This is a genomic window from Acidimicrobiales bacterium, from assembly GCA_016794585.1.
Taxonomy (GTDB): domain Bacteria; phylum Actinomycetota; class Acidimicrobiia; order Acidimicrobiales; family DATDAH01; genus JAEUJM01.
On the sequence record JAEUJM010000044.1, the window covers coordinates 192,967 to 214,009 of the forward strand.

General features: G+C 72.0%; 17 protein-coding genes. 11 read left to right on the forward strand and 6 right to left on the reverse strand.

Going from position 1 to position 21,043, the window contains the following annotated elements:
* Positions 1-56 precede the first annotated feature (56 nt).
* The 5 genes from JNK12_22675 to JNK12_22695 all read left to right on the forward strand — a co-directional run bounded on the left by JNK12_22675 (position 57) and on the right by JNK12_22695 (position 5,623).
* Positions 57-1,712, forward strand: coding sequence for a F0F1 ATP synthase subunit alpha (locus tag JNK12_22675; protein MBL8778752.1), 1,656 nt, complete (start codon positions 57-59; stop codon positions 1,710-1,712).
* A gap of 3 nt (positions 1,713-1,715) precedes the next feature.
* On the forward strand, positions 1,716-2,672 hold the full coding sequence (locus JNK12_22680) for a F0F1 ATP synthase subunit gamma (GenBank protein MBL8778753.1): 957 nt from the start codon (positions 1,716-1,718) through the stop codon (positions 2,670-2,672).
* Between the two features lie 16 nt (positions 2,673-2,688).
* The gene (atpD, locus tag JNK12_22685) at positions 2,689-4,134 is read left to right on the forward strand and encodes a F0F1 ATP synthase subunit beta (protein ID MBL8778754.1); all 1,446 of its coding nucleotides are present in this window, start codon (positions 2,689-2,691) and stop codon (positions 4,132-4,134) included.
* A gap of 4 nt (positions 4,135-4,138) precedes the next feature.
* Entirely contained in the window at positions 4,139-4,543 is a 405-nt protein-coding gene (atpC, locus tag JNK12_22690; GenBank protein MBL8778755.1) for an ATP synthase F1 subunit epsilon, read from the forward strand.
* 90 nt (positions 4,544-4,633) lie between these two features.
* Complete coding sequence (locus JNK12_22695) at positions 4,634-5,623, forward strand: GNAT family N-acetyltransferase (protein MBL8778756.1); 990 nt, start codon at positions 4,634-4,636, stop codon at positions 5,621-5,623.
* 38 nt (positions 5,624-5,661) lie between these two features.
* On the opposite strand, the gene JNK12_22700 is transcribed toward JNK12_22695, so the two are convergent.
* A complete protein-coding gene (locus tag JNK12_22700; protein MBL8778757.1) occupies positions 5,662-7,206 on the reverse strand; it encodes an iron ABC transporter permease in 1,545 nt (514 codons plus the stop codon).
* An 88-nt stretch (positions 7,207-7,294) separates the two neighbouring features.
* Positions 7,295-8,305 (reverse strand): iron ABC transporter substrate-binding protein, encoded by a 1,011-nt coding sequence (locus JNK12_22705; GenBank protein MBL8778758.1) that lies wholly within the window; start codon positions 8,303-8,305, stop codon positions 7,295-7,297.
* 105 nt (positions 8,306-8,410) lie between these two features.
* Between JNK12_22705 and JNK12_22710 the strand changes: the two genes are divergently transcribed.
* Both JNK12_22710 and JNK12_22715 read left to right on the forward strand, forming a co-directional pair.
* A complete protein-coding gene (locus tag JNK12_22710; GenBank protein MBL8778759.1) occupies positions 8,411-9,475 on the forward strand; it encodes an ABC transporter ATP-binding protein in 1,065 nt (354 codons plus the stop codon).
* 51 nt (positions 9,476-9,526) lie between these two features.
* Complete coding sequence (locus JNK12_22715) at positions 9,527-12,094, forward strand: AMP-binding protein (GenBank protein ID MBL8778760.1); 2,568 nt, start codon at positions 9,527-9,529, stop codon at positions 12,092-12,094.
* Here JNK12_22715 and JNK12_22720 read toward each other — a convergent pair.
* From JNK12_22720 to glpX, 4 genes are read right to left on the reverse strand one after another with little or no spacing between them, the layout of a single operon-like run.
* Entirely contained in the window at positions 12,091-14,214 is a 2,124-nt protein-coding gene (locus JNK12_22720) for a bifunctional aldolase/short-chain dehydrogenase (protein ID MBL8778761.1), read from the reverse strand. The genes JNK12_22715 and JNK12_22720 overlap by 4 nt on opposite strands.
* On the reverse strand, positions 14,214-14,945 hold the full coding sequence (locus JNK12_22725) for a ribulose-phosphate 3-epimerase (GenBank protein MBL8778762.1): 732 nt from the start codon (positions 14,943-14,945) through the stop codon (positions 14,214-14,216). The genes JNK12_22720 and JNK12_22725 overlap by 1 nt, the downstream gene beginning before the upstream one ends.
* 9 nt (positions 14,946-14,954) lie before the next feature.
* Positions 14,955-15,833: a 3-hydroxy-5-phosphonooxypentane-2,4-dione thiolase gene (gene lsrF / locus JNK12_22730; protein ID MBL8778763.1), complete on the reverse strand. Its 879-nt coding sequence runs from the start codon at positions 15,831-15,833 to the stop codon at positions 14,955-14,957.
* Positions 15,834-15,860: 27 nt separating this feature from the next.
* Entirely contained in the window at positions 15,861-16,817 is a 957-nt protein-coding gene (gene glpX, locus JNK12_22735; GenBank protein MBL8778764.1) for a class II fructose-bisphosphatase, read from the reverse strand.
* Positions 16,818-16,934: 117 nt separating this feature from the next.
* Between glpX and JNK12_22740 the strand changes: the two genes are divergently transcribed.
* From JNK12_22740 to JNK12_22755, 4 genes are all read left to right on the forward strand, one after another.
* Positions 16,935-18,638 carry a methylmalonyl-CoA mutase gene (locus tag JNK12_22740; GenBank protein ID MBL8778765.1) on the forward strand — a complete coding sequence of 568 codons (1,704 nt, stop codon included), beginning with the start codon at positions 16,935-16,937 and terminating at the stop codon, positions 18,636-18,638.
* 53 nt (positions 18,639-18,691) lie between these two features.
* Positions 18,692-19,558: a hypothetical protein gene (locus JNK12_22745; protein MBL8778766.1), complete on the forward strand. Its 867-nt coding sequence runs from the start codon at positions 18,692-18,694 to the stop codon at positions 19,556-19,558.
* Positions 19,559-19,634: 76 nt separating this feature from the next.
* Positions 19,635-20,351 (forward strand): J domain-containing protein, encoded by a 717-nt coding sequence (locus JNK12_22750; protein MBL8778767.1) that lies wholly within the window; start codon positions 19,635-19,637, stop codon positions 20,349-20,351.
* 134 nt (positions 20,352-20,485) lie between these two features.
* Positions 20,486-21,031 carry a dienelactone hydrolase gene (locus JNK12_22755; GenBank protein MBL8778768.1) on the forward strand — a complete coding sequence of 182 codons (546 nt, stop codon included), beginning with the start codon at positions 20,486-20,488 and terminating at the stop codon, positions 21,029-21,031.
* Positions 21,032-21,043 lie beyond the last annotated feature (12 nt).

Here is a 21,043-nt window from a genome sequence, read left to right on the forward strand (position 1 = left end):
CGCCGCAGCTCGGCCGCCGGCCCCCCAGGACTCCCGAGGAAGAGGGAACCCGCCCCATGGCTGAACTCACCATCAACACCGCTGACATCACCGCTGCGCTCCAGAAGAACCTGGAGGGCTTCAGCCCCGAGCTCGAGATGAGCCAGGTGGGCCGCGTGCTCGAGGTCGGCGACGGCATCGCCACGGTGTCGGGCCTGCCCGACTGCGCCGTGAACGAGCTGCTCCAGTTCGAGGGCGACACCGTCGGCCTCGCCCTGAACCTCGACGAGGACACCATCGGCGCGGTCATCCTGGGCGTGTCGGAGAAGGTGGCCGCCATCGAAGAGGGCTCCACGGTGCGGGCCACCGGCCAGATCCTCTCGGTGCCCGTCGGTGACGCCATGCTCGGCCGGGTGGTCAACGCCCTGGGCGAGCCCATCGACGGAAACGGTCCCATCGAAGGGGCCGAGACCCGCCGCATGGAGATCCAGGCGCCCGGTATCGCCGGCCGCAAGCCCGTGCACGAGCCCCTCCAGACCGGCATCAAGTCCATCGACGCCATGACCCCGATCGGTCGGGGCCAGCGCGAGCTCGTCATCGGGGACCGCAAGACCGGCAAGACCACCGTCTGCATCGACACGATCCTGAACCAGAAGGGTCTGGGCGTGAAGTGCATCTACGTGGCCATCGGCCAGAAGGGCTCCACGGTCGCCCAGACCGTGAACACCCTGCGTGAGCGCGGTGCCATGGAGTACACGGTCGTCGTGGCGGCGCCCGCCTCCGACCCGGCCCCGTTCAAGTACCTCGCCCCCTACGGCGGTTGCGCCATGGGCCAGCACTGGATGGACAACGGGGAGCACGCGCTCATCGTCTACGACGACCTGTCCAAGCAGGCCGAGGCCTACCGTCAGCTCGCCCTGCTGCTGCGCCGCCCGCCGGGCCGTGAGGCCTACCCGGGCGACGTGTTCTACCTGCACAGCCGCCTCCTCGAGCGCGCCGCCAAGCTCTCGGACGAGAACGGCGCCGGCTCGCTGACCGCTCTCCCGGTCATCGAGACCAAGGCCGGCGACGTGTCCGCCTACATCCCGACCAACGTGATCTCGATCACCGACGGCCAGGTGTACCTCCAGGACGACCTGTTCAAGTCCGGCGTGCGCCCCGCGGTCGACGTGGGCATCTCGGTCTCCCGGGTGGGCTCCGCCGCCCAGATCAAGGCCATGAAGTCGGTGTCCGGAACGCTGAAGCTCGACCTCGCCCAGTTCCGCGAGCTCGAGGCCTTCGCCACCTTCGGCTCCGAGCTCGACAAGGTGTCGGCCGCGCAGCTCGACCGGGGCTACCGCCTCACCGAGCTGCTCAAGCAGCCCCTCAACTCGCCCATGCCGGTCGAGGAGCAGGTGGTGTCCATCTTCGCCGGCACGGGCGGCTACCTCGACGGCATCCCGGTCGGCGACGTCCGTCGCTTCGAGGCCGAGCTGCTCGACCACATGCGCACCCGTCGCTCCGACCTGCTCGACGCGATCCGCACCACCGGTGCCCTCCCCGACGAGCTGGCCGATGCGGTCCAGGAGTTCGTGGACACCTTCCAGACCAGCGAGGGCACCGCCGCCTCCGCCGGTCCCGGCGTCGATGCCGACGAGATCGGCGAGGCCGACATCGAGCTGGCCGGTGGCCGTCACGAGGCCACGCTGCCCGAGCTCGAGATCGACCGCGACGACGACGAGGACGAGGCCTAGCCCATGGCTGGTGGTCAGGAGCGGGCGCTCCGCCGTCGCATCAAGTCGGTCCAGTCGACCAAGAAGATCACGCGCGCCATGGAGCTCATCGCGGCCACGCGTGTCGTGAAGGCCCAGGAGCGTGCCAACGCGGCGCGTCCCTACAGCCAGCAGATCACCAACGTGATCCTCGACCTCGTGGGCCTCGGCGCCCAGGCCGACCACCCGCTGCTGCGGGAGGACAACGACGCCAACCGGTCCGCCTTCGTGGTCGTCACCTCCGATCGCGGTCTGTGCGGCGCCTACAACTCGGCGGTCATCCGCGCCGCCGAGCGCGAGATCGTGGCCCGCCAGGCCGAGGGCAAGGACTACGCCCTCGTGCTGGTCGGCAAGAAGGCCAACACCTATTTCCGGTTCCGCAACTACGACATCGCGGCGTCGTTCTACGACCTCACCGACCGACCTGACTACGAGGACGCCCGTGCCGTGTCCGAGGTCGTCCGGTCGATGTTCGAAGCCGGCGAGGTCGACACCGTCGACCTCGTGTACCAGCGGTTCCTGTCCGCCGGTAGCCAGGAGGTCGTCGTGCGGCGCTTCCTGCCCCTCGAGACCGTCGACCCCAACGCCGACGGCCCCGCGGAGATGCACGCCAGCATCGAGTTCGACCCCTCCCCGGGGGTCATCCTCGACGAGCTGCTGCCCCGCTACGTCGAGGCCCGCCTCTTCGCGGCCCTGCTCGACGCCTCGGCGTCCGAGCACGCGGCCCGCCAGCGCGCCATGAAGGCCGCCACCGACAACGCCGAGGAGCTGATCATCAGCCTCTCGCGCGTCATGAACCGCGCCCGCCAGGACGCCATCACCGGCGAGATCATGGAGATCGTCGGCGGCGCCGAGGCCCTGCACCAGGGCAAGGGCGCCGACGGCCCCGACATCGCGGCCGCCCTGCTCGAACCCCCCGCTCTCGTCAACCGCTCAGCCTGAGGAGCCACCCTCCGCCATGACCATGACCGACAACGCCCCCGAGACCGAGCTGAAGGACGGCCGCATCGTCACCATCGCCGGCCCGGTGGTCGACGTGGAGTTCCCCCGCGGGTCGCTCCCCGAGATCAACACCGCGCTCGAGATGACCATGACCGCGGCCGGTGAGGAGATCACCATCACCGCCGAGGTCGCCCAGCAGATCGGCGACGGTCGCGTCCGGGCCATCTGCCTGAAGCCGACCGACGGCCTGACCCGTGGCACCGCGGTGCGCAACACCGGCCGGGGCATCTCGATGCCCGTCGGCGACGTCACCCTCGGCCACGTGTTCAACGTCATCGGCGAGCCCCTCGACACCGGCGGCGAGCCCCTCGAGGGCGTCACCGAGTACTGGCCCATCCACCGCGACGCCCCGGCCTTCGACACCCTCGAGCCCAAGGCGCTCGTGTTCGAGACCGGCATCAAGGTCATCGACCTGCTCACCCCCTACGTGCAGGGCGGCAAGATCGGCCTGTTCGGCGGTGCCGGCGTCGGCAAGACCGTGCTCATCCAGGAGATGATCAACCGCGTCGCCACCCAGCACGGTGGTGTGTCGGTGTTCGCCGGCGTGGGCGAGCGCACCCGTGAGGGCACCGACCTCTGGATCGAGATGCAGGAGTCCGGCGTCATCGAGAAGGCCGCGCTGATCTACGGCCAGATGGACGAGCCGCCGGGCGTGCGCCTGCGGGTGGCCCTGTCCGCCCTCACCGTCGCGGAGTACTTCCGGGACGTGCAGCAGCAGGACGTGCTGCTCTTCGTGGACAACATCTTCCGCTTCGTGCAGGCCGGCTCCGAGGTGTCCACCCTCCTCGGCCGCATGCCCTCGGCCGTGGGCTACCAGCCCACCCTGGCCGACGAGATGGGCGAGCTCCAGGAGCGCATCACCTCGACCCGGGGCCGCTCCATCACGTCGCTGCAGGCCGTGTACGTGCCCGCCGACGACTACACCGACCCGGCGCCGTTCACCACCTTCACCCACCTCGACGCCACCACCGAGCTCTCCCGCCAGATCGCCTCGCTGGGCATCTACCCGGCGGTGGACCCGCTGGCGTCGACGTCCACCATCCTCGCCCCCGAGGTCGTGGGCCAGCGCCACTACGACGTGGCCCGTCAGGTGCAGGAGGTGCTCCAGCGCTACAAGGAGCTCCAGGACATCATCGCCATCCTCGGCCTCGACGAGCTCTCCGAAGAGGACCGGGTCATCGTCGACCGGGCCCGCAAGGTGCAGCGCTTCTTGAGCCAGCCCTTCAACGTCGGCGAGGTCTTCACCGGCCTCAAGGGCGTCACCGTCTCCGTGGCCGACACCGTCGAGTCCTTCGCTCAGCTGGTCGAGGGCGAGCTCGACGACCTGCCCGAGCAGGCCTTCCTCAACGTCGGCGACGCCGACAGCGTGCGGGCCAAGGCCAAGCAGCTCCAGGAGGGCTGAGCCGATGCCCCTCCAGGTCGAGCTGGTGTCGCCCGAGCGGGTGCTCTTCGAGGGCGAGGCGGATCGCGTCATCGCCCGCGCCCTCGGGTCGGGCGACTTCGCCATCCTGCCGGGCCACGCCCCCTACCTGGCCGCCATCGCCACCCACCCCGTGCGGGTGATGATGAGCGACGGCACCGAGGACACCATCGCGGTCCACGGCGGGTTCCTGTCGGTGGCCAACGACCGGGTGACCATCCTCTCGGACGTCGCCGAGCTCTCCAGCCAGATCGACGAGGAGCGGGCTCGCAAGGCCAAGGAGCGGGCCGAACAGGCGTTGGCCAAGGGCGACGACACCGTCGCCGAGGCGGCGCTGCGCCGGGCCCACGTGCGCCTCGCCGTGGCCGGCGGCCTCAGCACCGTCGGCTGACGCCCACGACAACGGCGTTCTGGCACCGGATTTCGGTGCCAGGGCACCGAAATCCGGTGCCGGTTCGGGCGGCGTCGGCCAAGCTGAGGCGTGCCTCGTCGACGCTTCGCGGTCGCCCTCCTGGTCCCAGCGCCGGTCGCCACGGAGGTCGACGGGCTGCGGCGCGCCTGCGGTGACGCCAACCTGCGGAAGGTCGCGCCTCACGTCACCCTGATCCCGCCCATCAACCTCCGGGAGGAAGACGTCGCCGGCGCCCTGGCCGTGGTGCGCGATGGCGCCGCGGCGTGCCCGTCGCTGCACCTGACGTTGGGGCCGGCCACGACCTTCGGTGACGACGGCAACCGCACCGTGCTCTACCTCGCCGTGGGCGGCACGGGCCTCGACCGGCTGCACGAGCTCCAGGCGGCGCTGGTGGCGGGGCCGCTGGAGCGCCCGCCCCAGCACGAATCCTTCGTGCCCCACGTGACCATCTCCATCGCCGCCGGCCCCGACCGGATCGACGCCGGCATCACTGCGTTGGCGGGCTACCGGGCCGACGTGGTCGTCGAACACGTCACCGTGCTGGAGAACGTGCGTGACGACGCTCTCGACCACCATGTGTGGCGGCCGGTGGCCGACGCCGCCCTCGGCGGGCGGGCGGTCGTCGGGCGGGGCGGCCTCGAGCTCGAGCTGACGGTGTCGACCGCGGCCGACCCCGAGGTGAAAGCCTGGGCCGTGCCGCTCTGGGAGCGGGCCGACCGTGAGGATCTCGGGGGCGTGGGCGAGGAGGCGACCATCGCCATCACCGCTCGTCGGGCGGGCGAGGTGGTCGGTCTCGTCGAGGGCTGGTTCTGGGCCGACCTGGGCCACGTGGACGATCTGATGGTCGCCGAGGCCGCACGGGGGGAGGGCATCGGTCGCCACCTGCTGGCCCGGTTCGAGGCGGAGGCCCGGTCGAGGGGCTGTACCAGCTTGGCGCTGCGCACGCCCGCGGGCTCCAAGGCCGAGGGCTTCTACCGCCACCTCGGCTGGGAGCACGAGAGCACCCAGCGCGCCTGGGTCCACGGCAAGGACTTCCTCCACTTCCGCCGCTGGCTCTGAGGGCCGGCGCCCCCGGTCGGCGAGACCGTGGGACGAGCTCAGCGTGACGGGTCGCGGCGCATGACGAGGAGCCAGGTGAGCACGCCGCTGAGGGCGACGAGCACCAGCGCGCTCACGCTCATGTCGGTGAGGAAGCCGTCCTCGGCCGCGTTCCAGATCTCGGTGGACAGCGTGTCCACGTTGGTGGGCCGCAGCAGGAGGGTGGCGGGGAGCTCCTTCATCGTCGACAGGAGCACGAGGCCGGCGCCGGCCACGAGCCCCGGGGCCATGAGCGGGAGGTCGACGGTCGACAGGCGGCGCAGGGGCCCGGCGCCCAGCATGCGGGCCGCGTCGCCCATGCGCGGCGGCACGCCGCTCACCGCCACCTGGGCGGCCCGCATCGACTGGGCCCCGAAGTGGACCACGTAGGCGAAGATGAGCACGGGGAGGGTCTGGTAGAGCGAGCCCAGCAACGGGGCGTTGAGCACCCAGAAGACGAGGGCGAGGGCCACCACCAGCCCAGGGATGGCGAAGCCCGCGACCACGAAGGTGTTGGCCACCCCGCCGGTTCGGCTGCGGTACCGGGTGGTGAGGAAGGCCACGGGCAACACGACGATCACCGCGACGACCGCGGTGATCAGGCCGATGACCGCGGTGTTGATGGTCGGAGCCGCCACGGTGGCGAGGTCGGTGCTCCCCGCGGCGCCCGTGAGTCCACGGACGGCCCAGTAGAGGAGCGTGGCCACCGGGCCGATGAGCGCGCCGACGAGAACGGCGAGGAGCCCAACCAGCGCGACGAAGCGCCAGCGGCCCAGGTGGACCACGTGGGGCCGGCCCGCGCCGATGGCCTCGACCCGCACGGCGCGCCGGGCGTTGACCCGCTCGGCCACCACGACGCCCAGCGCCAGCAGGGCGAGGATCAGTGCCAGCGCGAAGGACTGGCTCCGGTCGAAGAGCCGGTTGGCGTAGATCTGGGTGGTCAGCGTGTTGTAACGGAGCAGCTTCACGGCCCCGAAGTCGCTGATCGTGTACAGGAACACGAGCAGGGTCCCCGCCCAGATGGCCCCTTGGCACTGCGGCAGGACGATGGTGCGGAAGACCGACCACGGGCCTCGACCCAACAGGCGGGCGCTCTCCTCGAGCGATGACGGGAGCAGGGTGAGGCGGGCTGCGACGGGCAGGTAGACGTAGGGATAGGTGAACAGGGTGAGCACGAGCCAGGCGCCGTCGAAGCCGTTCAGGTCGGGCATCCGGTCTGCACCCACCGGGCCGAGGAGCTCCTCGACGAGACCACCCGGCGCCACCGCGGCGAGCAGGGCGGCGGCGCCGACGAAGGAGGGGAACACGAGGGGGAGCGGGGCGAGCACGCGCCAGAGCCGGCGCCCGGGGACGTCGGTGCGGGTCGTCAGCCAGGCCAGGGCGGTGCCGAGCGCCGCGGTGCTCAGCGAGACCGCCGTGGCGAGGGTGACCGAGCGCGTCATGGCCCGCAGGGTCGAGGCGCTGGTGAGCTCACCCCACAGGTCCGACCCGAGGGTGATGTTCCGCCACAGGACGTAGAGGAAGGGTCCGGCGAAGACCAGCCCGATGAGCATCGAGACGGCCACGAGCGCGGGCGACGGCCGTCGCCCGGCCGATGCGGCGACCGTGTCCGGTTCCGGGCCCTCGAGGGCGCCGGCCGGAGCCGGGAGGACGTCAGTCCTCGAGGCCACTGTCCTCGATCAGCTCCCGGGTGCGCTCGAGTCCGCCGCCGAGCTCGTCGAAGTCGATGGTGTCGACCGACAGGGTGTCCAGCGGGGCCAGCGAGTCCGCGGGCTCGACGCCGGCGGCAAGGGGGTACTCGAAGGTCTCCTCGCTGTAGAACTCCTGCGAGTCCTCGGACAACAGGAACTCGACGAGCTGGGCGGCCTCGTCCGGCAGATCGGAGGTCTCGAGCACCGACGCGGCGGTCACGATCAGTAGCGAGCCGATGTCGCCGTCGGGGAAGGTGTAGTTCTCGCTCGGCACCGACGGGTCCTCCTCCTTGGCCCGGACGTTGTAGTAGTGGTTCACGAGCCCCATGGGCACCTCGCCACGCCCGACGGCCTCGACGATGGCGGTGTTGTTGGCGTAGACGGGAGCATCGTTGTCGGCCATGCCCGTCAGCCACTCCTCGGCCACGTCGTCGCCCAGTTCGCTGCGCATGGCCGTCACGAAGTCCTGGAAGGACGCGTTGGACGGGGCGACGGCCACGTCGCCCTCGAAGGCAGGATCGGTGAGGTCGAGCACCGAGTCGGGGAGGTCGGCAGGGTCCACGTCGTCGGTGTTGTACACGAGGACGCGCACGCGCCCGGAGATGCCCACCCAGTTGCCGTCCGACGCGCGGTTCTCGGCGTCGACGAGGTCGAGGATCGACTCGTCGAGTGGGGCGAGGGCTCCTTGCTGGTCGAGGAAGCCGACCGCACCGGGGCTCTGCGAGAGGAAGACGTCGGCCGGCGACTGGTCGCCTTCCTCGTTGATGAGGAGGGCGAGGTCCGCGGAGTCGCCGTAGCGGACGTCGATGTCGATCCCGGTCTCCTCGGCGAACTCGACGAGCAGCGGTTCGATGATGTCCTCGCTGCGTCCCGAGTAGATGGTGAGCCGCTCACTGTCCGAGGTGCACGCCGGAACGGCGGCGACGAGTGCGAGGGCCAGCAGGGGCAGGGCGACGAGGCGGGTGCGGCGCATGGCTCGGTACCGTACCGTGACGGAGGAGCGAACGTAAAGCTGCCCTAACAGATACTGGGTCGCATGCCTCTCGTGGAGCCGTGTGCCGGTAGCCTGGCGGACGCCATGAGCGAGCGGACCAACGGTGTCGGTGTCGGTGTCGGGGTGCGAGCCGTCTCGAAGCGCTACGGGGCGGACCCCGTGCTGCGCTCGGTCGACCTGGAGGTCGCCGGCGGGTCCATCACCGCCCTGCTCGGGCCCAGCGGCTGCGGCAAGACCACCCTGCTGCGGTCCATCGCCGGCCTCGAGCGCATCGACGCCGGGGCCATCGTCGTGGGGGGCCAGTTGGTGGACGACACCCGCACCTTCGTCGCCCCCGAGCGCAGGGGCGTCGGGATGGTGTTCCAGGACTGGGCACTGTTCCCCCACCTGTCGGTGGCGAGGAACGTGGGCTACGGCGTGCCCGATCGCAACGAGCGGCCGAGGCGGGTCCAGGAGGCCCTGGCGCGCGTCGGCCTGGAGGGCCTGGGCGACCGCATGCCGGGGACGCTGTCGGGGGGCCAGAAGCAGCGGGTGGCCGTGGCGAGGGCGCTGGCTCCCGAGCCGTCGGTGCTGTTGCTCGACGAGCCCTTCTCCAACCTGGACACCGCGTTGCGGGTCGAGCTGCGGGCAGAGGTGCACCGGTTGCTGCGCGAGCTGGAGATCACGGCCATCTTCGTCACCCACGACCAGGAGGAGGCCTTCGCCATCGGCGACGAGGTGGCCGTCATGCTCGACGGCGACCTGATCCAGCAGGCCGCCCCCGCCGAGCTCTACGCCAACCCCGCCACCCCCTGGGTGGCGTCGTTCGTGGGCGACGCCAACCTGGTCGCGGGCACGGCGGCGGGCACCGCCGCCGCCACGCCGGTGGGGGCGATCGCCCTTCGGGCGCCGCTCGACGGCGAGGTGCAGGTCCTGGTCCGTCCCGAGGACCTCGTGCTCGCCACGGGCGACGCCGCCGTCGTCGAGGAGGTCGCCTTCTACGGCCACGACACGGTCTACGCGGTCCGACGCGACGGTGGACCCCGCCTGCGGGTCCGCGCCGCCGCCGCTCCCCAGCACCACCCGGGCGACCGCGTCGACGTCACCTACCGGGGTGGCGCCAGCACGGCCTGGCCGGCCGAGCTGGGGGAGCCCGCCATCGCGCCCTGATGCCAGGGACTCCTTTTGACAGGCATTAGGCATGCCTTATAGTCCTCGCCCGTGGCGACGCAGACCGGTGTGCGGAAGGGGACCGTGCTGGCGACGTCCCTGGACAACTGGGGCGCGCGGCCGGCGCTGTGCACTGCCGCCGGCGCGGTGTCGTACGAGGACCTCGGCGAGCGGGTCGCCGACGCGGCGGGCCTGCTCGGGGCCTCGCCGCGGCTCGTGCTCGTCGAGGCTGCTCCCACCGTCGACGCCGTCGTCGCCCTGCTCGCCGCCCTCGCCGGAGGCCACCCGGCACTGGTCGTGGCGCCGGGCGAACGGGAACGTCGGGACGGGATCGTCGATCGCTACCGGCCCGACGTGGTCTGCGTGGGCGACGACGGGTGGCACCCACGCGAGCTCCACCCCGGGTCGGCGCACGACCTGCACCCGTCGCTCGCGCTCCTCTTGTCGACCTCCGGATCGACCGGCTCGCCGAAGCTGGTCCGACTCTCGGCCGCCAACGTCGACAGCAACGCCGCTGCGATCGGGGAGTACCTCGCCCTGACGCCGGACGACCGGGGCATCACCACCCTGCCGTTGCACTACTGCTACGGGCTGTCGGTGCTCACGTCCCACCTCGCTCATGGCGCCTCGGTCGCGCTGACCGACACCAGTGTCGTGGACCCGTGCTTCTGGGAGGCGTTCCACCGGCACGGGCCGACGGGCCTGGCCGGCGTGCCGCACACCTTCGACCTGCTGGACCGGGTGGGGTTCGCCTCGATGGAGACGCCCACGCTGCGGTACGTGACCCAGGCCGGCGGGCGGATGGGCCCCGACCAGGTGGTGCGCTACGCCACCCTCGGGGCGGCCCGCGGATGGGACCTGTTCGTGATGTACGGCCAGACGGAGGCGACGGCGAGGATGGCCTACCTGCCGCCGGAACTCGCCCGAAGCCGTCCGACCGCGATCGGCCGGCCGATCCCCGGCGGCGCCCTCCGTGTCGCGCCGGTGGGCGCAGGATCGCTCGCCCGGTCCGGCAGTGACGTCGCACCGGGCGAGGTCGGGGAGCTCGTCTACTCCGGTCCGAACGTCATGTTGGGCTACGCGGAGGGCGCCGCCGATCTGGCGCTCGGCCGCACCGTGGACGAGTTGTGGACCGGCGACCTCGCCCGGCGCAGCGAGGACGGCCTCTACGAGGTCGTGGGCCGCCGCAACCGGTTCCTGAAGGTGTTCGGACTGCGCATCGACCTCGATCAGGTGGAGGCCGCGCTCCGCGAGCGGGGCGTCGTGGCGGTGTGCACCGGAGACGACCAACGGCTCGTGGTCGGGGTGGAGAGCGGGCCCGGGGGAGTGCCGGCGCCCGCACACGACGAGGTGGCCGCGATGGTGCGTGGCCCGCTGGGTCTCCCGCCCTCGGCCGTGTCGGTCGTGGGCTACGAGCGGCTGCCCCGATTGGCGTCGGGCAAGGTCGACCTCCAGGCGGTCGCCCGTGCCGGCGCGCCGGCCCCGGCTCCCGACCCAGGAGACCCGTCGACGTCGGTGGCGGCCGTCTTCGGTCGCCTGCTGGGGATCGATGCTGTCGAGGAGACCGACACGTTCGTCGGGCTCGGCGGGGACTCGCTCTCCTACGTCGAGGCGTCGGTCGCGCTGGAGCGACTGGTGGGGACCCCACCACCCGACTGGCACGTCGTCCCGGTGGGCTCGCTCGAGGCGCTCGTCCGGTCGGAGCGGCGCCCGTCCCGCCTGGCCCGGGTCGACACGACCGTCGTGCTCCGCGCGCTGGCCATCGTCCTGGTGGTGTCCCGTCACCTGGGGATGGCTGCGGCGGTCGCCGGTGGCGCCCACGTGCTCTTCGCGGTCAGCGGCTTCAACCTGGCCCGCTTCCAGTTGTCCCGGCCCGCCGGCCGTGCGCGCCGGCGGGCCCTCTTCACCTCGGTGGGCCGCGTGGCGGTGCCGAGCGTCCTGTGGCTCAGCCTGGTCGCCCTGGTCAACGGGAAGTACGGCGTGGCCGACGTGCTCCTCGTCGACGACATCTTCGTCGCCGAGGGCGAGCCCTATTGGCGGTACTGGTTCGTCGAGGCGTTGGTCCAGGTGCTGTTCGTGGTGGCGCTGCTGTACTCCATCCCGGGCACGGCGCGGCTGGACCGTCGCCATCCCCTCGCGATCCCTGTGGCACTGCTCGCCCTGGTGTCGTGCTCGCGTCTCGACCTACCGGCGCTCGACGCCGCCGGCCCCTGGGCCGCCTTCATGGGCCCGGTGCTGATCTGCTTCCTGCTCGGCTGGATCGCTCAGCGGGCGGCGGGACCGGCGAGTCGAATCGGCGTCAGCGTGGCTGCGGTCGCCCTCGTCCCGGGGCTGTTCGTCAATGGCCAGCGCGACCTGGCCGTCACCGCCGCCCTCGTGGCCCTGGTGTGGCTGCCGACGCTGCCCGTCCCCCGCGCGACGGTGCCCGCTCTGCGTCTGGTGGCCGGCGCCTCCCTCTGGATCTACCTGACGCACTGGCAGGTGTACCCGGTGGCGGAGGCCGTGCTGCCCCCCGTCCTGGCCCTTCCGGTGGTCCTGGCGGCGGGTGTCGGGATGTGGCGAGTGGCCGAGTGGGTCACCGCCAGGGTGCGGCCGAGACGGGACGGTGCCGAGCGCTAGCGGGGGGTGGCGTCGGGAAGGCCGCCGTCGACGGGGAGGGTGGCGCCGGTGGTGGGGGTGGGCCGGGCCAGGAAGAAGCAGACCGCCCGGCCGACGTGGGTGGCGGTGATGCGGGCCTTCAGCAGGTTGCGGTCCCGGTAATAGGCCTCGAGTCCCTCGGCGTCGAGGCCGCGTGCCTTCATACGGCCGGGGCCCACCTCGGCCCAGAGTCCCGACGGGCGGTCCTCGTGGGAGAACACGGCGTCGGGGGCGACCATGTTGACCCGGATGTCGTGGGGGGCGAGCTCGAGGGTGGCGATGCGGGCGAGCTGGTGGGCCGCCGCCTTGGTGGCGCTGTAGGCCCCGAAGCCGGAGCCCGGGGCGAAGACGTTCTTGGTGGACACCAGCACCACGTCGCCGCCCGTGCCCTGGCGGATGAGGTGGGTGCCGGCCGCGCGGAGGAGCAGGAGGGTCCCGTCCACGTTGACCCGCTCGAGGCGGCGGAACGCTTCGAGGTCCATCTCGTTCAGTGAGGACACGTGCGCGAGGCCGGCGTTGACCACCACGGCGTCGAGGCCGCCCCAGTGGGCTGCCACGGCGGCGAAGGCGCCGGCGACCGAGTCCGGGTCGCTGACGTCCAGCGGCACGCCGAGCACCCGGCCGGGGGCCATCGCGTCCAGTGCGGCGGTGAGCGACGCCAGGCCGTCGCCCGGGAGATCGGTGGCCACCACGTGCGCGCCGTCGACCAGGAGGCCCTCGCAGATGCCCGACCCGATGGCGCCGGCCGCCCCGGTCACCAGCACGATCTGGCCGGCCAGCGGCGGGTCGACCGTCGCCCGCAGCTTGGCGTGCTGGAGGGTGCGGTGCTCCATGTCGAAGAGGTGGTCCTCGCCGACGCTCTCGTAGGTGCCGGCCATCGCTGCGATCTGCGCCTTGGCCCGAACGGTCTGGCGGGCGATGTCGGCCACGATCCGGGCGTCGGCGGCGTCCTCGCCCGCGCACAGCAGGCCCACGCCGGGGAGGGCCACGATGCGCGGGGACGGGTCGAAGGGCGTGACACCGGCGGGGAGCCGGGCGCGGTGGCGGTCGAGGTAGGCCTCGTAGGCGTCGCGCCACGCGGCGACCGCCTCGGAGACCTGGGTCGCGAGCGCCTCGTCGTCGCCCCATGCGGGCTCGTCCACCCAGGCCGGCAGCGGCCGGGTGCGGATGAGGTGGTCGGTGGTGAGCGGCGGGGTCACGAGGCGTTCACGCGCCCCCGGCGCGTCGAGGGCGGCCAGCACGTCGGGGTCGGTGACCGCTTCGAGCACCACCCGCCGGTGGGGACGGTCGGCGTCGCCGGTGGGACGGGCCAGGAGGCCTCGCACGACCGGCCCCACCTGGGCCAGTCGGTCCACCCGCTCCTGCTCGCTCTGGATCCAGAGGTCCGCTCTCGGCGATCGGGCGGTGCCGGCCCCACGGGCGGCGAGGAAGGCCTCGGCCCGGCTGACGACGTCGATCATGCGGTCGTAGGACTCGCGCGCGGTGGCGCCCCACGTCATCACGCCGTGCTTCGACCAGACCATGGCGGTGGCGTCGGGACGGGCGTCGAGGGCGTCGGCCACGGCGTGGGCGAGGCGGAAGCCGGGGAAGACGTAGGGCAGGACGATGACGTCGTCGCCCAGGGCCTCGGCCACGAGGGCGTCGCCCCCGACCTGGTTGGTGAGGGCGAGGACGGCGTCGGCGTGGGTGTGGTCGACGTAGGGGGCGGGGACGAGGGCGTGCACCGGGGTCTCGATGGACGGCGTGGGCGCCGAGGCGTCGAGCAGCTGGGTGCGCAGCTCGTTGACGATCTCCTCGTCGGTGAGGTCGTCGATCGACCGCAGTCGCCGCAGGTGGTCGAGGCGCACGGCCACGTGGCCCTCCGGCGGCACGGTGGCGAGGTCGTAGCCGGAGGCCTTGACCGCGATGACCTCGACCGGCTCGCCGAAGCGGTCGGTGACCGTCCGCTTGACCGAGGTGTTCCCGCCGCCGTGCAGGACGAGCGCGGGGTCGGAGCCCAGCAGCTGGCTCGAGTAGGCCCGCAGGGCGAGGTCCGGACCGTACGAGGAACCGAAGCGCTCGACGAACGCGGCGGCGTCGGCGTCCGACCAGCGGTTCTGCATCAGGCGGGCGCGCCCGCGCGCCGGGCGAGGGCGTCGAGCATGAAGCGGGCGTTGCCGTCGGGGTCGACGCCGTCGAACACGGCGCTGCCGGTGACGATGAGGTCGGCGCCGGTGGCGGCCACGTCGGCGATGTTGGCCCTGGTGACCCCGCCGTCGACGCCCACTAGCACCTCGTGGCCCGACGAGGCGATGAGGGCGCGCAGCTCGGCGACGCGCTCGGGGGTCGGTGACGCGAACTTCTGGCCGCCCCAACCGGGGTCGACGGCGAGGACGAGGACGTAGTCGGCCAGGTCGAGCACCGGCTCGATGGCGGAGACGGGGGTGCCGGGCAGGAGCGCCACGCCGCGCGCGATGCCGCGGGCGGGGTCGTTGACGTTCTCCATCGCGCCCAGCGCGACGAGGGTGCGCCGCACGTAGCGCTCCGACTCGAGGTGGACCGTGACCATGTCGGCGCCCGCGGCGACGTAGTCCGCCACCTTGTGCAGCGGCGCCTCGATCATCAGGTGGACGTCCTTGAGCATCGACGTCCGCACCGCCTTCACGACGGGCGGGCCGATGGTCGTCATCGGGCAGAAGCACCCGTCTATGACGTCGAAGTGGACCACGCCGACACCAGTGCCCTCGAGCACCGTGATGTCACGCGACAGGTTGCCCAGGTCCGCGGTGAGCATGCCCACGCTGACGGTGGGCCCGAGGGCGCGGAGCCGCTCGACCGCCGTCCCCCCGGCCATGCGGTGCGCCTAGCCCTCGGCGCCGAGGGTCTGGTACAGCTCGAGGGCCTCGGCGGGCTTGAGGTCCTCGTGGACCACCTTGCGCACGGCCTGGATCATGGCGACGGGGTGCTCGGCCTGGAAGATGTTGCGGCCCATGTCGACGCCGGCGGCGCCCTCCTGGACGGCGCGATAGGCCAGGTTCAGTGCATCGGCCTCGGGGATCTTCTTCCCGCCGGCGATCACGATGGGGACCGGGCAGCCGGCGGTGACCGTGTCGAAGTCCTCGTCGACGTAGTACGTCTTGAGATAGGTGGCGCCGAGCTCCGCGCACATGCGGGTGGCCAGCCGGAAGTACTTGGCGTCGCGCACCATGTCCTTGCCCACCGCGGTGACCGCCAGCGTGGCGATCCCGGCGGCGTTGCCGGCGTCGACCAGGCGGGTCATGTTGTGGATCGACTGCGTCTCGTTCTCGCTGCCGATGAACACCTGGACGGCCAGGGCGGCCACGTTGAGGCGGATGGCCTCGTCGATGGACACGGCGATCTGCTCGTCGGACAGCTCCCGAAGGATGCTGGGCCCGCCCGACGCCCGCAGCACGATCCCGCGGGTGTACGTGGGCGGGATGGTGGTGCGCAGGATGCCGCGGGTGAGCATGAGGGTGTCGGCGTGGGGGATCAGCGGGACGATGTCGAGGTCGACCCGCTCGAGGCCGCTGGTGGGACCGAGGAAGTAGCCGTGGTCGAACGCCAGCATGACCGTGCGGCCCGAGGTGGCGTCGAAGATGTTGGCGAGGCGGTTCTTCAGGCCCCAGTCCAGGTTGTTCGAGCCCTTGAGGAAGAAGGGCTCGTTCGGCATGGGCACGTCGGCCTTGAAGTCCTTGGCCGCCAGCGTCTCGGCGTCAGCCATCGTTCATTCCTCCGGAGGTAGTGGGATCTAGTCGAACGAGATGGACGTGTAGTCGCGGAGCTTGTCGAGCCGGTGGCGGGCGTTGACCACCCGGACCGTCCCCGACTTCGAGCGCATGACGAGCGACTGGGTGGTGGCGCCTCGGCTGTCGTAGTGCACGCCCTTGAGCAACTCGCCGTCGGTGATGCCGGTGGCGGCGAAGAAGCAGTTCTCGCTGTCCACCAGGTCGTCCTGGGTGAGCACCCGGTCGAGGTCGTAGCCGGCGGCGAGGGCCGCCTCCCGCTCCTCGTCGTTGCGGGGGTACAGGATGCCCTGGAGCTCGCCGTCCATGGCCTTGAGCGCCGCCGCGGTGATGACGCCCTCGGGCGTACCGCCGATGCCGAACAGGATGTCGGCGCCCGAGTCCGGCCAGCAGGTCGAGATGGCCCCGACCACGTCGCCGTCCTGGATGAGGCGGATGCGGGCGCCGGCCTCGCGGATCTCGTCGATGATGCCCTGGTGGCGGTCACGGTGGAGCACGACGGCGGTGACGTCGCGCACGGACTCGCCCTTGGCCTCGGCCACCGCCTTCAGGTTGTCGGTGATCGAGGCGCGGATGTCGACCTTGCCCTTGGCCTCCGGGCCGACGGCCATCTTCTCCATGTAGACGCACGGGCCCGGGTCGAACATGGAGCCCCGCTCGCTGACCGCGATGACCGCCACGGCGTTGCCGCGACCCAGGGCGGTCAGGGTGGTGCCGTCGATCGGGTCCACGGCGATGTCGGTGGCCGGGGGCGTGCCGTCGCCGATGGCCTCGCCGTTGAAGAGCATCGGCGCCTCGTCCTTCTCGCCCTCGCCGATCACGACGATGCCGTCCATGGGCACGGTGCCCAGCACGATGCGCATGGCGTCCACCGCGGCACCGTCGGCACCCTCCTTGTCGCCCCGCCCCATCCACCGCGACGCAGCCAGTGCCGCCGCCTCGGTGACCCGCACCAGCTCCATGGCCAGGTTGCGATCCGGTACCTGTGGTTCCCCAGTCATGCGCCGACGTTAGAGGACGCCCCCTCGACCCTGAAAGACTGGAGGCATGACTGGTCCGGGTAGCGAGGTGTCCGCCGCATGAGTGGCGAGGCTGCGGAGCGGAGCGGAGCGGCGGCGCAGGAGCGACCGGATCCCGAAGGGGCGCCGACGGAGTCGGCGCGAAGCAGATGGCAGGAGGCGCTCGAGGCAGCGCCGCAGCGGGATGCGACCTTCGAGAGCCTGTCGGGCGTGCCGTTCGAGGCCGTCTACGGCCCCGACGAGGGCCCGTTCCCCGGCCAGTACCCCTACACCCGGGGCCCCCACGCCTCGATGTACCGCACGAAGCTCTGGACGATGCGCATGTTCGCGGGCTTCGGCACCGCGGAGGACACCAACCAGCGCTTCCGCGAGATCCTCGCCGCCGGCGGGGACGGCCTCTCCACCGCGTTCGACCTGCCCACCCTGATGGGCCGGGACTCCGACGACCCGCACGCCGAGGGCGAGGTCGGCAAGTGCGGCGTCGCCGTCGACACCTTGGCCGACATGGAGGATCTCTTCGCCGGCATCGATCTCGGCAAGGTCTCCACGTCGATGACCATCAACTCGCCGGCGGCGGTGTTGTTGGCCATGTACGTCGCCACAGCCGAGAAGTCCGGGGTCGAGCGGGCCCGCCTCAGCGGCACGCTCCAGAACGACATCTTGAAGGAGTACCAGGCCCAGAAGGAGTTCGTCTTCCCTCCGCGGCCGGCCATGCGCCTGGTCGAGAACACCGTGCGCTTCTGCACCGCCGAGATGCCGCGGTGGCACCCCATCTCGATCTCCGGGTACCACATCCGCGAGGCGGGCTCGACGGCGGCGCAGGAGCTGGCTTTCACCCTCGCCAACGGGTTCGCCTACGTCGAGCTGGCCCAGGCCGCCGGCCTCGACGTCGACGAGTTCGCCCCCCGCCTCAGCTTCTTCTTCAACGCCCACGTCGACTTCTTCGAGGAGATCGCCAAGTACCGGGCCGCCCGGCGCATCTGGGCCCGCTGGCTGCACGACCGCTACGGCGCCCGTGATGAGCGCTCGCTGCGCCTGCGGTTCCACACCCAGACCGCGGGCGTGTCGCTCACCGCCCAGCAGCCCGAGGTCAACATCGCCCGCACGGCCATCGAGGCCCTCGCCGGCGTCCTGGGCGGCACCCAGAGCCTGCACACGAACTCGATGGACGAGGCCCTGGCCCTCCCCACCGAGAAGACCGCCCGCATCGCGCTGCGCACCCAGCAGGTGATCGCCCACGAGACCGGGGTGGCACACGTGGCCGACCCGCTCGGCGGCTCTTGGTTCGTCGAGCAACTCACCGACGAGATCGACGCCGCCGCCGAGGCGCTGTTCGCCGAGATCGAGGCGAAGGGCGACGGGTCGATGCTCGAAGGTGTCTACGCCGGCATCGACGAGGGCTGGTTCCAGGGGCTCATCGCCGACGCCGCCTTCGACTTCGAGAAGCGCGTGGCGGACGGCCGGCGCGTCGTGGTCGGCGTCAACCGCTTCACGGAGGGCAACGACGAGGCCCAGCCCGACCTGCTGGCCATCACCGCCGAGGACGAGAAGCGCCAGGTCGACCGCCTCGCCGAGGTGAGAGCCGGCCGCAACCGCGACGCCGTCGACGCTGCCCTCGACCGTCTGGCCGCCGACGCCCACGCACCTGACGCGAACCTCATGCCGGCGCTGTTGGAGGCGGTCCACGCCTACGCCACGGTCGGGGAGATCATGGGCACCCTCGCCGACGTCTTCGGGCGCTACGTGGAGCGCCCCGTCTTCTGAGCCCGCTCGTCGGGCGGCCGTCTGGGCCCGCGGCGGGTCGGTAGCATCGCCCGATGGCTGACGACCGCGAGCAGGGCCCGGACGGCGACGACGAGCTCGAAGGTGGCGACGAGGTCGCGGTCGACCAGATCGAAGACGGCGACGAGCGCGATGGTGAGCTCGAATGCGATGACGAGGCGGCGGTCGACGCGCTCGACGACGGTGACGACGGGCCGGGCGACGACGAGGAAGGGGACGACGAGGTCGAGTACGAGCTCGACGACTGGTCGGGCGAGTCCCGCCTGCTCCTCGACGGCCTGCTGAACAACCAGGGGATCCCCCACGTCTGGGAGGCCGGCACGCTCGTCGTGCGGGCCGAGCACGAGGACGCCACCGACGAGATCGTCGACAGCATCGATCTGGCCGCCATGCCCGCCCTGGATCCCGACGCTGAGAAGCTGGCCTACGAGGTCGGTGGGTGGAGCGACGAGCAGCGATCGGGCCTCGCCGACCGTCTCGGTGCCGCCGGCATCCCCTACGAGTGGGACGAGCAGGGTGACCTGGTGGTCCTCGAGGAGGACGAGGCCCGCGTCGAGGCCGTCTTCGACGAGTTCGAGGACGAGGAGGGCGACGAGCTCGACGCCGGCCTGGCCGACGAGGAGGACGGCATGGCCGCCCAGCAGGTGCTGTCCGACCTGTTCGTCTCCTCCGATCGGCTGATGCACGACGCGCGCGACCCCGACGGTGTGCTCACCTTCGTCGCCGCCTCCGGGCGGGCCCGGGCCCTGTCGCTCCCGTTCGGCTTCGAGCGCGGCGTGTGGGACGAGATCGTGGCCCGGGCGAGCGCCCTCGCGGCCGACTTCGAGAACGACGTCGAGGACGACGACCTGATCATCGAGCGGGCCACCGACCTGCGCACGCTCCTCCGCGAGTTCGTCTGACACCGGCCCGGTCGGTCCCCCGACGGATGTCCCGCCCGACCCGGTGAGGTGAGGTGGGCGCCGGTAGCGTTCGACCGTGATCCTGGCCGAGCTCGAGGTGTTCCACTCGCGGCCCATCGCCCCCACGCGACGGGTCGCCCTCGGGAACCGCTCGCTGCCCGTCCACCCCGCCCCGGGCTTCGGCGGGGTCCTCCTCGGCGGGGTGGCCGCGCGCGCTGCCATCGACCTCGACCCCGACCTGTTGCCCGACCTGCACCGGCTCATCGTCCAGCTCGAGGAGGGCCGGCGCATCCCCCAGCCCCGTCTGCGCTACCGGTACCAGACCGACAAGGTGGGCCTCACCCGCAGCCGCCACCGCCTCCTGGGCCAGGGCGAGGCCATGGAGTTCGACTTCGACGACAAGGGGGCGCCGGCGCAGTACGTCCTCGGCGCGGTCTACGCCGCCGGCCAGCTCGATCCGGTCGAGCGCCGTTCGGTGATGGGGGCCATCCGCAAGGGCCTGCGCTGGTACGGGGACATCGGCCCCGCCCTCATCGCCCACCTGTCGGGCACCGAGGGGGCCCGCTCGTGGTCACCGGCCGCCTTCGAGGACCCGGTGCGTTGGGCGCTCGACCTCCTCGGGTTCACCGCCGGCGCCGACCCCGACCCCTTCCGGCCCGAGCGCGCCGACGTGCAGCGGCGCTTCCGGGTGCTGCTGCGCCAGGCCCACCCCGACCACGGCGCCGACGCCGACGGCGCCGCCCAGCGCATCGCCGACCTCACCGAGGCCCGCCGCATCCTCCTAGCATCCTGAGCGATGTCGGTCCCCGGTCCGCGCACCACCCATCCTCTCGTTCTGGTATCTCGCCGGCTACGCCGGCGTAGCCAACCAGATACCAGAACGGAGCGAGCGCGGGTCGGTTGCCGCTCGTGAGCGCCGGGACGGGGATGTTCCTCACGCCGGGGGCGGGGAGCGGGCGGGACCATCCCACCCTCGTGGCCCTCGAGGAGGCACTGGCGCCGCTGCCCGTGGCGCGGGTCGACTTCCCCTACCGCCGTGAGGGGCGCAAGGCGCCCGATCGAGCCCCGAAGCTGGTGGCCTTCGTGCAGGAGGAGGCCGGCGTGGTGGCGAGCGATCTCGGGGTCGACGCCGCCGGCCTGGTGTTCGGTGGGCGCTCGATGGGCGGGCGCATCTGCTCGATGGCGGTCGCCGAGGGGATGCCCGCCGCGGGCCTCGTCCTGATCTCGTACCCGCTGCACCCGCCGGGCAAGCCCGACAAGCTGCGGACCGAGCACCTGCCGGCGTTGGACCTGCCGTGCCTGTTCATCTCGGGCACCAGGGACCCGTTCGGCACGCCGGACGAGTTCGCCGAGGCCCTGGCGCTCGTCCCCGGGCCGGTGACCACGGTGTGGCTCGAGGGCGGCCGTCACGACCTCAAGGGCAAGGACGACGCCATCGTCGCCGCCGTGCAGGAGTGGCTTCCGACGCTCTGACCCGAGCCGCGC

Bases quoted from the DNA above. Each gene is read 5' to 3' on its own strand.
- JNK12_22740 (MBL8778765.1), top strand. From the start codon at position 16,935: ATGAGTGGCGAGGCTGCGGAGCGGAGCGGAGCGGCGGCGCAGGAGCGA.
- glpX (MBL8778764.1), bottom strand. From the start codon at position 16,817: ATGGAGCTGGTGCGGGTCACCGAGGCGGCGGCACTGGCTGCGTCGCGG.
- JNK12_22720 (MBL8778761.1), bottom strand. From the start codon at position 14,214: ATGCAGAACCGCTGGTCGGACGCCGACGCCGCCGCGTTCGTCGAGCGC.
- JNK12_22705 (MBL8778758.1), bottom strand. From the start codon at position 8,305: ATGCGCCGCACCCGCCTCGTCGCCCTGCCCCTGCTGGCCCTCGCACTC.
- atpC (MBL8778755.1), top strand. From the start codon at position 4,139: ATGCCCCTCCAGGTCGAGCTGGTGTCGCCCGAGCGGGTGCTCTTCGAG.
- JNK12_22755 (MBL8778768.1), top strand. From the start codon at position 20,486: ATGTTCCTCACGCCGGGGGCGGGGAGCGGGCGGGACCATCCCACCCTC.
- JNK12_22745 (MBL8778766.1), top strand. From the start codon at position 18,692: ATGGCTGACGACCGCGAGCAGGGCCCGGACGGCGACGACGAGCTCGAA.
- JNK12_22680 (MBL8778753.1), top strand. From the start codon at position 1,716: ATGGCTGGTGGTCAGGAGCGGGCGCTCCGCCGTCGCATCAAGTCGGTC.
- JNK12_22675 (MBL8778752.1), top strand. From the start codon at position 57: ATGGCTGAACTCACCATCAACACCGCTGACATCACCGCTGCGCTCCAG.
- atpD (MBL8778754.1), top strand. From the start codon at position 2,689: ATGACCATGACCGACAACGCCCCCGAGACCGAGCTGAAGGACGGCCGC.
- JNK12_22725 (MBL8778762.1), bottom strand. From the start codon at position 14,945: ATGGCCGGGGGGACGGCGGTCGAGCGGCTCCGCGCCCTCGGGCCCACC.
- JNK12_22710 (MBL8778759.1), top strand. From the start codon at position 8,411: ATGAGCGAGCGGACCAACGGTGTCGGTGTCGGTGTCGGGGTGCGAGCC.
- lsrF (MBL8778763.1), bottom strand. From the start codon at position 15,833: ATGGCTGACGCCGAGACGCTGGCGGCCAAGGACTTCAAGGCCGACGTG.